Origin of the sequence: uncultured Winogradskyella sp., from assembly GCF_947498345.1 — a bacterium.
GTDB lineage: Bacteria > Bacteroidota > Bacteroidia > Flavobacteriales > Flavobacteriaceae > Winogradskyella.
On the sequence record NZ_CANMJY010000009.1, the window covers coordinates 101,714 to 114,269 of the forward strand.

A 12,556-nucleotide genomic window follows, 5' to 3' on the forward strand; every position below is an offset into this window, starting at 1 on the left:
AACCTATTCTTATAGATGTATTTTATTCAAAACATAAAATCAATCAGCCCATAGTTATTTTCTGCCATGGCTACAAAGGTTTTAAAGACTGGGGAGCTTGGCATATTTTAGCAAAATCTATAGCTAAAGCAGGGTTTTGTTTTATAAAGTTCAATTTCTCTCATAATGGAGGTACAATAGAAGATCCCATCGATTTTCCAGATTTAGAAGCCTTTGGTAATAATAGTTACACAAAAGAATTAGAAGATTTACATGATGTTATAGATTGGTCTCAAAACTATTTTCAAAATAACCCATTAATAAACACATCCCAGCTTTGTCTAATTGGTCATAGTCGAGGAGGAGGTATAGCCATTTTAAAATCATCAGAAGATAGTAGAATCTCTAAGTTAATTACTTTGGCGAGTGTAAGTGATTTTGAAAAACGTACTTCAACTACAGGGGATTTAGACGAGTGGAAAAATAAAGGAGTAAAGTATGTACTTAACGGGAGGACAAAACAGCAAATGCCTCACTATTATCAATTCTATGAGGACTTTATGACCAATAAAAAACGATTGCATATTGAATCTGCTGAAAAACGACTTACAATCCCACATCTTATTATTCATGGTAATGAGGATATCTCTGTTTCAATTAATGAAGCCATGGAGTTAAAAAAATGGAATCCTAAAAGTCGGTTAGAAATCATTGAAGGAGCTAATCATGTCTTTAATACGAAACATCCATGGAAAGACATGGAAATGTCAAAAGAATTAAAAGCAGTAAGTCAGTTAATTCTTAATTTTGTTTAATTAGAAAACAAAACACTATAAAATAAAAAAGCATTCCATGTCGGAATGCTTTTTTAAATATTTGAAATAAAGATGATTTATTCTTGAGCTGTTTCAGCTGCAGGTGCTGCATCTGCTGCTCCCGCTTCAGTTGTTTCTTCGCCTTCTTCTTCATCTCCTTCTTCTTCATCAACAATTGCTAGTCTACTACGTCTTACTTGACAAACAACCGTATTGTCTGGGTGAAGGAATTTGTAGTCTTCGTTTTCTAACTCTGTGATGTAAAGCTTTGTGCCGATTTTTAATGGAGTAATATCTACTTCAATAAAATCTGGAAGTTTAGATGGTATAGCTTTTACTCTTAACTTACGGAAAGGTCTTCTTAAATTCCCACCATTTCTTACACCTATTGAGGTACCTGTAAGTTGTACAGGAATATCCATAGTAATTGGTTTGTCTTCAAAAATTTGATAAAAATCTATATGAAGAATTCTATCTGTTACAGGATGAAACTGAATATCTTGCATTATAGCATTATATTCTTCTCCGTTATCTAGGGCAATCACAACTGTATGCGCATTTGCGGTATATACAAGTTTAGAGAATGCCAACTCTGGTGCAGAGAAATGTAGTGGCTTGTCTCCTCCGTATAGTACGCAAGGAACCTGACCAGCATTACGTAAGGCTTTTGTTGACGTTTTGCCTACGCTTTCTCTTTGAGATCCATTGATTGTAATTGATTTCATTTCAGAAATTTTTAGTTTATATTATTAATTACCTCATTTTGAGGGCTGCAAATTTATAAATATATTATGGAAATGCTAGTATATTTAAGCTATTTTTTGCTTATTAGGCAACTAGATGATGTGAAATGGAGCAAGTCCCTCTAATTTTACATCACAAATTTATTACTAATGGATTTATTGTGATGAACATTATGCATAACTTCAGCAAATAAATTAGCGCAGCTTAAGACTTTTAGCTTCTTACTAGTTTGTTTTACAGGAATTGAGTTTGTGACTATTAATTCCTCGAGTTTAGAATTTTCTAGTCGTTCGTATGCACTACCAGATAAAATAGGATGCGTACAAATAGCGCGTACACTTTTTGCACCTCGTTCCATCATTAGATCTGCTGCTTTTGTAAGTGTGCCAGCAGTATCAACCATATCATCTACTAAAACAACATTCTTTCCTGTTACATCTCCAATGAGCTCCATGTGAGAAATAACATTGGCTTTAGCACGTTGTTTATAGCAAATAACAACATCGCTTTTTAATGCTTTAGAATAAGCATAAGCACGTTTAGAACCACCCATGTCAGGTGATGCTATAGTTAGGTTATCTAAGTTAAGACTTTTCAAATACGGTAAAAATATAGTCGAAGCAAACAAGTGATCTACTGGTTTTTCAAAAAAACCTTGTATTTGGTCTGCGTGCAAATCCATTGTAATAATTCGAGTTGCACCAGCGGCCTCTAACATCTTGGCTATTAACTTAGCCGCAATTGGTACCCTTGGTTTATCCTTTCTGTCTTGTCTTGCCCAGCCAAAATAAGGCATAACAGCAGTGATATGTCTAGCAGATGCGCGTTTTGCAGCATCAATCATTAAAAGCATCTCCATCAAATTTTTTGGGCCAGGATGCGTAGAACCAATAATAAAAATTCGTGTTCCTCGAATAGATTCTTCATAAGAGGGTTGAAACTCCCCGTCACTGTATGTAGATGTAATAACATTGCCTAGTTTAACTCCATAAGCAGTAGCGATTTGCTCTGCTAAATCTTTACTTTGAGTACATGTAAATATTTTTGCTTCTATAGTATTGTTAGGCATTTGTAATCAGGGATTTAAAGCGTTGTTGGTTGTTTTATTAGTAAAAACCAAATTTAGAAAAATATTTGTTGGGTTAACATATTAAACCTACTATTTTTATGTAATAACATATTTATATAATAAGAGACCTCTCATTTTTTAAATGAGAGGTCTCTTTTTGCTAATTGCTTTTATGCAACGTATTTATCCGACTGTAGCTCTTTTAAATCCAATAACTTCAACCTCGCCATAAGATTTAACATATTCTGCAACAGTTTGCTTTTCGTCTTTAATAAACTTCTGATCTAATAAACATTGTTCTTGATCTAAAGTTGTATTGTCAGAAATAAAACGCTCCATTTTACCTGGTAATATTCTATCCCAGATTTGCTCTGGTTTACCTTCAGCTTTTAACTCAACCTTAGCTGCTTCTTCCGCTTCAGCCAAAACTTCTGGAGTTAATTGTGCCATAGAAATATACTTAGGTACATTCTTTAAAGTTTTGCCTAAACGTCCTAATTCTATATTATCTTTTTCGATAACAGCGATGCGAGCTTCAGTTTCTGAAGCCACATAAGCTGGATCAAAATCTTTGTAAGATAATGTGGTTGCTCCCATAGAAGCTACTTGCATAGCTACATCTTTTACTAAAGTTTCAGCATTATCTACTTTAGCAGACAAACCTACTAAAGCAGCAATCTTATTAATGTGAACATATTGTCCTACGAAAGGTGCCTCTAACTTTTCAAAAGCAGTGATATCTAATTTTTCACCGATAACACCAGTTTGCTCAGTTAATTTTTCAGCAACGGTCATTCCGCCGAAATCACCAGCTAAAAATTCTTCTTTTGTATTATAGTTTAATGCAGCTTCACCTAATTCATTAGCAAGCTTTACAAAATTTTCGTTTTTACCTACGAAATCAGTTTCGCAACCTAAAACGATAGCAACTCCTGATGTGTTATCTGAATTTATTTTTGCAACAGCAGCGCCTTCAGAAGAATCCCTGTCAGCTCTTTTTTCTGCTACTTTTTGACCTTTTTTACGTAAAACTTCAATGGCTTTATCAAAATCACCACCTGCTTCAACTAAAGCTTTTTTACAATCCATCATACCAGCACCAGTTGCTTGTCTTAGCTTGTTTACTTCTGCTGCTGTAATTTTTACAGTGTTTTCCATAGTTTTAAAATTTAAAAAGTCATTCAATTAATTTTCGAGTTGAAAAGAATTAAATGACTTTTAATATTGTATAAATGTTATTTATTCTTCTTCTTGAGCTGCTACTGGAGCTTTTTCAGCTTTCTTAGCTGCTGGTTTTGCTTCAGCATTTGCTTTATTGTCTTTATCAGCACGTTCAGCTTTTCTTTCATTAAGACCATCTTCTACTGCAGATGTAACAATAGATAATATCTTGTTGATAGATTTTGAAGCATCATCATTTGCCGGGATTAAATAATCAACCTCTCGTGGATCGGAGTTGGTATCTACCATTGCAAAGATTGGAATGTTTAATTTCTGGGCTTCTTTAATAGCAATGTGCTCACGCATAATATCAACTACAAATAAAGCTCCTGGTAAACGTGTCATATCTGAGATAGAGCCTAAATTCTTCTCTAATTTAGCACGTAAACGATTTACTTGTAAACGTTCTTTCTTAGATAAAGAGTTAAATGTACCATCTTTCTTCATTCTGTCAATAGAAGCCATTTTCTTAACGGCTTTTCTAATTGTAACGAAGTTTGTTAACATTCCACCTGGCCAACGCTCAGTAATATAAGGTTGGTTTACAGCACCTGCTTTTTCTGCAACGATGTCTTTTGCTTGTTTTTTAGTAGCTACGAATAAGATTTTCTTTCCTGATGCTGCAATTTTGCTTAATGCTGCACAGGTCTCTTCAATCTTAGCTGCTGTTTTGTAAAGGTTGATAATATGGATGCCATTACGTTCCATATAGATGTATGGAGCCATGTTTGGGTTCCATTTACGTGTTAGGTGACCAAAGTGTACACCTGCTTCTAGTAGTTCTTTTACTTCTACTTTTTCCATTTTTGTAATAGTTTACGTTCTGTTGAATTAGCAATGATTAAGTGGTTGCTTTTGCTCGCCTTAACCATTTAGATGCTAAACTAAATCCTCACATTTAGTGATGGACAACAATAACTGGTTTTAATTTTGCTGAATTATTCAGCGATTTCAATAAAATAAAGTAATTCAGAATCTGAATATTCAGATTCTGAATTAAGTGTTGTTGGATATTAACGTTTAGAGAACTGGAATTTTTTACGCGCTTTCTTCTGACCGAATTTCTTACGCTCTACCATTCTTGGATCTCTTGTTAATAGACCTTCTGGCTTTAATATTGCTCTGTTTTCAGCATCAACTTCGCACATTGCGCGCGATAATGCTAAACGTATTGCTTCTGCCTGGCCGGTGATACCACCTCCATATACGTTAACAGTAATATCAAAGTTGCCATCATTGTTAGTCATGGTTAAAGGTTGGTTTACTTTGTACTGCAGTGGTGCAGTAGTAAAGTATTCCGCCATGTCTTTTTTGTTCACGGTAATGTTACCTTTTCCTTTGGCAACATACACACGAGCAACAGCCGTCTTTCTACGGCCAATTTTGTGAATTACTTCCATTAGTTAATTTCGTTTAAGTTAATTGCCTTTGGCTTTTGAGCTTCGTGAGCGTGCTCAGTACCAGCGACAACAGTTAAATTTCTAAAAAGAATTGCACCTAATTTGTTTTTAGGTAACATTCCTTTTACTGACTTTTCTACTAATCTGGTTGGGTCTTTCTCAAACATTTCAGTAGCAGTCAAGCTTCTTTGACCACCTGGATAACCTGTATGACGGATATAACTTTTATCTGTCCACTTGTTACCAGTTAAGTTGATTTTTTCTGCGTTTACAACAATAACGTTATCACCGCAATCAACGTGTGGCGTAAAGTTAGGCTTGTGCTTACCTCTTAAAAGTATTGCTACTCTCGAAGCTAAACGACCTAAAGTTTGTCCTTCAGCATCAACTAAAACCCACTCCTTATTAACGGTAGCTTTGTTAGCAGAAACTGTTTTGTAGCTTAATGTATCCACACTAATTTGATTTAATATTGTGCTTAATAGCACAAAAGATTATACATTCCTCTTCCGAAAAAGAGTTTGCAAATTTACGATAAACTATTGGATTACCAAACGCCTAATGCTATTTTTTTATCCTGAAAATCAGCAAGTTTTAGTACTACTTTTTTAGTTTAATTTTTTGTGGCTCTAGAAAGTCTATCGTTTATAGATTTACCTAGCCCAAAATCTGGAAGTCGTTCTGCAATGATAATGTCTAAATCTTCTTTGTCTAATTGATGTAATGCATCATAAAGCTTTGATGCCGCTTCTTGAAGATTCTTTTCTTTAGACAATACGATTTTAAAGTCGATGATTTCATCATTCAAAAGATCATCATATAGGAGTAAGCCAATTCGTCTACCTTTATAATCTTTAATAGCTTTTTGAAGATTATCCGTTAGTATGGTTTTTGTTTTTGGCGCATAGTGACGTTCTAACATACCTGGAGCATCTGGTGCAATGTCTTTTTTGTTTTTGATCGCAATCTTACCAACTATATTTTCAAGATCTTCAATTGGTGTTGATCCTAAGCGATAGATAATGGGTTCATCATTTTCAAAGCCAATAATGGTAGATTCAATTCCACTTTTACATGGTCCACCATCCAATACCATTTTTATTTTTTCCTTAAAGTAGTCTTCTACATGCACGGCTTTAGTAGGACTAATACGATTAAATGGATTAGCGCTTGGTGCTGCTAAAGGAAAACTTAATTGATTTAATAGCTCTAAGGTTGTAGGGTGATTAGGAACTCTTACCGCAACAGTATCTTTTCCAGCAGTAATTATATCTGGGATTGTGTTTTTCTTTTTTAGAACTAAAGTTATTGGTCCTGGCCAGAAAGCATTGGCCAATAGTTTTGCTTTTTCAGGAATGTAATCGACAATTTTCTCTAGATAATCTAATGAAGGTATATGAACAATGAGTGGATTAAAACGAGGACGTTGTTTAGTTTCAAAAATTGATGTAATTGCTTTTTTAGAATAAATATTACCTGCTAAGCCATAAACTGTTTCAGTTGGTATGGCAACCAATTCTTCTTGGTTTAAAAGCGCTACTGCTTTTGATATGTCTTTTGAAATAATGCTCATCCTCTAATCAGACTGCAATATTACTTCAAAAAAGTGAAAGTTTTATTTTAAATCACTTAAGTAACGATGAATCATACTTACTACAACCGAACCTTCGCCTACAGCTGAAGCAACACGTTTAACAGAATCATGTCTTACATCGCCAACTGCAAAAATCCCCGGAATACTAGATTCTAAAGATTGAGGCTCGCGATTAGAATAGATATTACATTTGGTTAAATCCTTTTTAAGTAATGACATTCCGGTACATATAAAACCTCTTTCGTCTGTGACCACAATACCTTCCATCCATTTTGTATTTGGTTTTGCTCCTATAAAAGAAAACACATTCGAAACTTCCATTTCACTTCGTTCACTTTTATTTGATATGGTGATTGATTCTAAATGGTGATCACCTTTGAGTTCAACAATTTCTGTATTTCTAAGAATCTGTATTTTTTCTGAAGCTTCTAATCGCTGTACTAAATAATCACTCATTTTTGCACCTAAGTCATTACCTCTTATCATCACATAAACCATTTTGGCGTGGTTAGATAAAAACATGGCAGCCTGCCCGGCAGAATTACCACCACCAACAATAACTACAGGTTGATTAATGCAATTACTTACATCCATACCTGTAGCAGAATAGTAAATACCACTACCTTCATAATCACTTATGTTGTCAATTGGTAAGCGTCTGTAAGCCGCACCTGTAGCGACGATAATAGCTTTCGATTTTATAACTTTATCATTAGTAGCGTAAACTGTAAAATGATCTTGATTGTATTCTAAACTTTTAGCACGATGAGGAATAGAAATATTACATCCAAATTTCTGAGCTTGTATGTATGCTCTGTTTGCTAAATCTCCGCCAGAAATACCCGTCGGAAAGCCTAAATAGTTTTCAATTTTAGAACTCTTACCTGCTTGTCCACCTGGTGACTCACTATCAATAGTAACAACTTCTAATCCTTCTGAGGCGGCATATACACTTGCTGCTAAACCTGCTGGTCCAGCACCAATAACAAGCACATCAAACACTTTGTCTTCAAAATCCATAAGTACACCACTATACCTTGCAACTTCATCTACAGATGGTCTCACACAGACTTTAGATTCGCTATTAATTAAAATAGGTAGATCGTTTTCAGATAAATCAAAACTTTCAAGTAGTTCTAAAGCATCAGCTTCTGAGTCTGTATCTATAAAGTTGTGCCAAATATGATTCTTTTCTAGAAAATCTCTAATTTGATATGTCGCATTAGACTTGCCAGAACCTACTAATTTTAATCCACCGGACATTTCGGATAAAACAGTTTGTTGGCGTAGTAAAAAGGCATTTAATAACACATCACTAATGTCACTATTTTTTGAGATGGCCTCTCTTAGTTTACTAGGCTTTATCCTTAGTAAACTAGTATCTGGTATGGTATCTGCATGAAATTGTGCAGCTCTATTAGACAACATACCACTATCTCCAGTAAATTCGTATTTACCGTGAGTAACTATAGTGGTTTTATTATATGGGTCATTAATATCAACAGCACCTTTGAGGATTACAAAAAAGTCATAGAGATTGTCACCAAGTGCAAATACTCGGGTTGGGTCATCATAATCTTCAATTATCCCATAATCTTTAAGTTTTGTAACTTGGTTATGTGTTAATTCTGGAAACCTTGGGTCTTTCATTTCTAGTATTTTTTAATCAATTTATGCTCATAACACCACATCCATTTTTCATTTGGCTCTGCAGAACTCGCTACTGGATGACTGTATGATGAGGCATGTTTGCTGGCATGTTTGTTTGGCGAACTATCACAGCACAAAGTCACCCCACAAGATTGGCAGGTTCTTAAATGTAACCAAGTGTCACCTGTTTTTACACATTCTTGGCATTGGTATACTTGTGAAGGCTTAACTTCTGAAATGCCATTTAGATGTTCGCAGGTTTTAAGTTTAAATTTTGACATTGAAGAAACAGTTAGTAATGTAAAGATAATGAAAGGTGAAATAAATATGGATTTATTATAGCCCTAAAAAAGTAAATAATAACATCATAATTGTAAATAAAATTACGTATCTTACAAATTACGTTTCCTCAATTTTTGCGTTATCTGTATTATGTAACTTTGTCATTAGAGGAATAATAATGTAGATGTATAAGGCATAGTTTTTGATTTATTTAACATGTCTTTTTAAGATTTTAAATTATATTATAAACCAATTAGTAATTAAAATATTTATTATGAAACACTTAACTACACTATTGCTTTGCTTCTTAATGGTTTTTTCCATTTCTAATGCCCAGCAAAAAAGTAAAACAGTAATTAAAGGAACGGTTACAGATTCTCTTGGGCAACCTGTTAAAAATGCTGTGATTTTTCTTGATGATGTAAAGACGAATAAGACTACAAATAAGAAAGGTGAGTTTAAAATAAAGGTTAAAGAATTGCCAGAAACCGTTTCTGCTTTCTCTGAAGACCAAGGGTTTGAAACTGTGGGTTACGATGAAACAATTAACATAAAATTTAATGTAAACAGTATTAAAAAAGGGGAATATGTTGCCTTTATGGCAAAATACGCCAACGCAAAAAACGAATCTAGGAAGAACCAACAGGTTTTTACGGATATCTATGATCTTTTAAGAGCTAGAATTCCTAATTTACTTATTGATGGTAATAATCAAATTAGAGTGCAAGGACAATCAGGTAGCTTTAACAGCTCTAATGAACCATTATTTATTGTTAATGGTGCTCCAACCAATGATATTGAACAATTAGTACCAGATAATATTAAAAGCGTTACACTATTAAAAGGCTCAACTGCTGCAATTTACGGATCAAGAGGTGCGAATGGTGTGATAGTTTTTGAAACTAAGTAATACCAATACTTTTTTACGTTTTTATTAAAGAATTTAATGCGCCTCTAACCAATTTGAACCAATGTCTAAATCGACATCTAAAGGTACAGATAGGTTATAGGCGTTTTCCATTTCGGTTTTAATAAGATTTTTTAAGCCTTCTAACTCTGGTTTATACATATCAAAAACCAATTCATCATGCACTTGTAAGAGCATTTTAGATTTGTAATTACCAGCCTTAAGTTTTTCATGAATATTAATCATGGCGATTTTAATGATATCTGCAGCACTTCCTTGTATTGGCGCATTTACAGCGTTTCGTTCTGCAGCTCCTCGTACTACAGCATTGCGAGAATTGATATCTTTTAAGTAACGACGGCGACCTAAAACTGTTTGCACATAACCATTATCTCTGGCAAAATCTACTTGTTTACTCATATAGGCTTTCAACTTAGGGTAAGTCTCATAGTAGGTGTCAATCAAAGCTTTAGATTCTGAACGCGATAAGTTGGTTTGATTACTCAACCCAAAAGCCGAAACTCCATAAATAATCCCGAAATTAACCGTTTTGGCATTACTACGTTGCTCTCTTGTAACTTCATTAATAGGGACATTAAATACTTTTGATGCTGTAGAGGCATGAATATCTTCTCCATTTTTAAAAGCTTCAATCATGGTTTCTTCTTCACTCAAAGCAGCGATAATTCTCAATTCTATTTGTGAGTAATCAGCAGCTAATAAAGTGTAATCTTCATTTCTTGGAATAAAAGCTTTTCTAACCTGGCGACCACGTTCTGTTCGGATAGGAATATTTTGCAGATTCGGATTATTACTACTCAAACGTCCTGTAGCAGCAACGGTTTGCATATAATCGGTATGTACACGTCCTGTGCTTTCTTCAACTTGAAGTGGTAAAGCGTCTACATAAGTGCTTTTTAGTTTGCTAAGTCCTCTGAAATCTAAAATATTTTGAATGATTTCATGGTCTTTTGCGAGGTAGCTCAATACATCTTCAGCAGTAGAATATTGACCTGTTTTGGTTTTTTTAGGCTTATCAACCAGCTTCATTTTTTCAAATAAAATCACACCTAATTGCTTTGGGGATGCAATATTGAATTCTTCGTTGGCAGCTTCATAAATTTTCTTTTCAAGATTGGCGATATCACTATTCAATTCTTCAGACAATGAATTTAAAAAGTCTTTATCCAAGTTAATACCTTCTAATTCCATAGTTGCTAATACACGTAGAAGAGGCACTTCAATCTCATCAAACAACTTTTTTGTATTGGCTTCGCCAAGTTCCTTTTCAAAATGTTCTTTGAGTTGTAATGTAATATCAGCATCTTCAACAGCATACTCAGTTTGCTTTTCAATTGGTACTTCTCGCATTGAGAGTTGGTTCTTACCTTTTTTACCAATGAGTTCATTAATTGAAATAGGTGTGTAATTGAGATACGTCTCAGCTAGTACATCCATATTATGGCGCATATCTGGATTAATCAAATAATGTGCTAACATGGTGTCAAACAAATTGCCTTTAACTTCAATATTATATTTTGCTAAAACCTTAATATCGTATTTTAAGTTCTGACCAATTTTTTCAATAGCCTCACTTTCAAAAAACGGTCTTAGTTCTTCAATAAGTACTTGTGCTTCATCTCGGTCTTCTGGGAAAGGTATATAAAATCCTTTGCCAGCTTCCCAAGAAAATGCAATACCAACAAGTTCTGCTGTCAACGGATTGAGGCCAGTTGTTTCTGTATCAAAGCATACTGAAGTTTGGTTCATTAAATTTTTTGCAAACAATTTTGTTGCCATACCTGACGCCACACTTTGATAAAAATGCGATGTTGTTTCTACTGTCTTTCTTGTAAATGCTGTACTTGTTTCAGTATTTGTTTCAGATGAATCATCACCTCCAAATAATGAAAACTGACCTGCTCCAGCAGACTTTTGTTCTTTTGGGGTTACCTTTGGTAATGTTTTCTTTTCTGAAATCTCAGCAGTTGGTAGAGTATTGGCTTCTACTGAAAATGTCTTTAAGAAGTTATCGGTTAATCGTCTGAATTCTAGATTTTGAAATATCTCTTTAACTTTTTCAATATCGGGATGATCGAGTTCAAAATCTTTGGCATTAAACTCAACAGGAACATCGAGCATAATAGTGGCCAACTTTTTAGATAACAAGCCAAGTTCACCATTTGCTTCGACTTTTTCTTTCATTTTTCCTTTTAACTGGTCTGTATTTGCCAGCAAACCTTCCATACTACCAAATAGGTTGATAAATTTCTTAGCAGTTTTTTCACCAACGCCAGGAAGCCCAGGAATATTATCACTAGAGTCTCCCATCATACCCAAAAAATCAATCACCTGCATAGGATCACTTACTTCAAATTTCTTTTGTACTTCAGGTATTCCCCAGGTTTCGTAACCTCCGCCAAAAACGGGCCTGTACATAAAAATGTTTTCCGTAACTAATTGTGCAAAATCTTTATCGGGTGTTACCATATAGGTTTTATAGCCTTCTTTTTCAGCTTGTCGCGACAAAGTACCTATAACATCATCGGCTTCGTAACCTTCCTTAACCATAATAGGAATATGCATGGCTTTTAGTATCTCATAGATATAAGGAACAGCAGTTTTTATACCTTCGGGTGTTTCATCTCTATTGGCTTTGTATTCTTGGTACATTTCCACGCGATCAACACTCCCGCCTTTATCAAAACAAACGGCTAAATGATCTGGGCGTTCACGTTTTATAACATCTAGTAATGAATTCATAAAGCCCATAATGGCTGAGGTGTCTTCACCTTTAGAATTGATTCTCGGATTTTTTATAAAAGCATAATACCCACGAAAAATTAAGGCGTATGCATCGACAAGAAAGAGACGTTTTTGGTCTGACATTTTAAA

At 34.5% G+C, this 12,556-nt stretch carries 12 protein-coding genes; 2 read left to right on the forward strand and 10 right to left on the reverse strand.

Features of this window, described 5'->3' with window-relative positions; translation table 11 throughout:
* Nucleotides 1–56: 56 nt before the first annotated feature.
* Nucleotides 57–794: an alpha/beta fold hydrolase gene (locus Q0912_RS12820; RefSeq protein ID WP_366125136.1), complete on the forward strand. Its 738-nt coding sequence runs from the start codon at nucleotides 57–59 to the stop codon at nucleotides 792–794.
* 77 nt (nucleotides 795–871) lie between these two features.
* On the opposite strand, the gene Q0912_RS12825 is transcribed toward Q0912_RS12820, so the two are convergent.
* From Q0912_RS12825 to Q0912_RS12865, 9 genes are all read right to left on the reverse strand, one after another.
* On the reverse strand, nucleotides 872–1,519 hold the full coding sequence (locus tag Q0912_RS12825) for a 50S ribosomal protein L25/general stress protein Ctc (protein ID WP_299115688.1): 648 nt from the start codon (nucleotides 1,517–1,519) through the stop codon (nucleotides 872–874).
* A gap of 146 nt (nucleotides 1,520–1,665) precedes the next feature.
* Complete coding sequence (locus Q0912_RS12830) at nucleotides 1,666–2,607, reverse strand: ribose-phosphate pyrophosphokinase (protein WP_299115690.1); 942 nt, start codon at nucleotides 2,605–2,607, stop codon at nucleotides 1,666–1,668.
* A gap of 183 nt (nucleotides 2,608–2,790) precedes the next feature.
* Complete coding sequence (gene tsf, locus Q0912_RS12835) at nucleotides 2,791–3,765, reverse strand: translation elongation factor Ts (protein WP_299115692.1); 975 nt, start codon at nucleotides 3,763–3,765, stop codon at nucleotides 2,791–2,793.
* A gap of 81 nt (nucleotides 3,766–3,846) precedes the next feature.
* Nucleotides 3,847–4,632 (reverse strand): 30S ribosomal protein S2, encoded by a 786-nt coding sequence (rpsB, locus tag Q0912_RS12840; RefSeq protein ID WP_299115694.1) that lies wholly within the window; start codon nucleotides 4,630–4,632, stop codon nucleotides 3,847–3,849.
* Nucleotides 4,633–4,841: 209 nt separating this feature from the next.
* Complete coding sequence (rpsI, locus tag Q0912_RS12845) at nucleotides 4,842–5,228, reverse strand: 30S ribosomal protein S9 (protein ID WP_299115696.1); 387 nt, start codon at nucleotides 5,226–5,228, stop codon at nucleotides 4,842–4,844.
* On the reverse strand, nucleotides 5,228–5,683 hold the full coding sequence (gene rplM / locus Q0912_RS12850; protein WP_299115698.1) for a 50S ribosomal protein L13: 456 nt from the start codon (nucleotides 5,681–5,683) through the stop codon (nucleotides 5,228–5,230). The genes rpsI and rplM overlap by 1 nt, the downstream gene beginning before the upstream one ends.
* 158 nt (nucleotides 5,684–5,841) lie before the next feature.
* Nucleotides 5,842–6,801, reverse strand: coding sequence for an L-threonylcarbamoyladenylate synthase (locus Q0912_RS12855; RefSeq protein ID WP_299115700.1), 960 nt, complete (start codon nucleotides 6,799–6,801; stop codon nucleotides 5,842–5,844).
* Nucleotides 6,802–6,843: 42 nt separating this feature from the next.
* A complete protein-coding gene (locus Q0912_RS12860) occupies nucleotides 6,844–8,472 on the reverse strand; it encodes a cyclic nucleotide-binding domain-containing thioredoxin-disulfide reductase (protein WP_299115702.1) in 1,629 nt (542 codons plus the stop codon).
* A 2-nt stretch (nucleotides 8,473–8,474) separates the two neighbouring features.
* Nucleotides 8,475–8,753 carry a UBP-type zinc finger domain-containing protein gene (locus Q0912_RS12865; RefSeq protein WP_299115704.1) on the reverse strand — a complete coding sequence of 93 codons (279 nt, stop codon included), beginning with the start codon at nucleotides 8,751–8,753 and terminating at the stop codon, nucleotides 8,475–8,477.
* Nucleotides 8,754–9,028: 275 nt separating this feature from the next.
* Between Q0912_RS12865 and Q0912_RS12870 the strand changes: the two genes are divergently transcribed.
* The gene (locus tag Q0912_RS12870) at nucleotides 9,029–9,664 is read left to right on the forward strand and encodes a TonB-dependent receptor plug domain-containing protein (protein ID WP_299115706.1); all 636 of its coding nucleotides are present in this window, start codon (nucleotides 9,029–9,031) and stop codon (nucleotides 9,662–9,664) included.
* A gap of 33 nt (nucleotides 9,665–9,697) precedes the next feature.
* Here the strand turns inward: Q0912_RS12870 and polA are convergent, their stop codons facing one another.
* Nucleotides 9,698–12,550: a DNA polymerase I gene (gene polA / locus Q0912_RS12875; protein WP_299115708.1), complete on the reverse strand. Its 2,853-nt coding sequence runs from the start codon at nucleotides 12,548–12,550 to the stop codon at nucleotides 9,698–9,700.
* Nucleotides 12,551–12,556 lie beyond the last annotated feature (6 nt).

Coding starts and splice junctions, on each gene's coding strand:
- Q0912_RS12825 (WP_299115688.1), bottom strand. CDS start 1,519: ATGAAATCAATTACAATCAATGGATCTCAAAGAGAAAGCGTAGGCAAA.
- Q0912_RS12830 (WP_299115690.1), bottom strand. CDS start 2,607: ATGCCTAACAATACTATAGAAGCAAAAATATTTACATGTACTCAAAGT.
- tsf (WP_299115692.1), bottom strand. CDS start 3,765: ATGGAAAACACTGTAAAAATTACAGCAGCAGAAGTAAACAAGCTAAGA.
- rpsB (WP_299115694.1), bottom strand. CDS start 4,632: ATGGAAAAAGTAGAAGTAAAAGAACTACTAGAAGCAGGTGTACACTTT.
- rpsI (WP_299115696.1), bottom strand. CDS start 5,228: ATGGAAGTAATTCACAAAATTGGCCGTAGAAAGACGGCTGTTGCTCGT.
- Q0912_RS12855 (WP_299115700.1), bottom strand. CDS start 6,801: ATGAGCATTATTTCAAAAGACATATCAAAAGCAGTAGCGCTTTTAAAC.
- Q0912_RS12860 (WP_299115702.1), bottom strand. CDS start 8,472: ATGAAAGACCCAAGGTTTCCAGAATTAACACATAACCAAGTTACAAAA.
- Q0912_RS12865 (WP_299115704.1), bottom strand. CDS start 8,753: ATGTCAAAATTTAAACTTAAAACCTGCGAACATCTAAATGGCATTTCA.
- Q0912_RS12870 (WP_299115706.1), top strand. CDS start 9,029: ATGAAACACTTAACTACACTATTGCTTTGCTTCTTAATGGTTTTTTCC.
- polA (WP_299115708.1), bottom strand. CDS start 12,550: ATGTCAGACCAAAAACGTCTCTTTCTTGTCGATGCATACGCCTTAATT.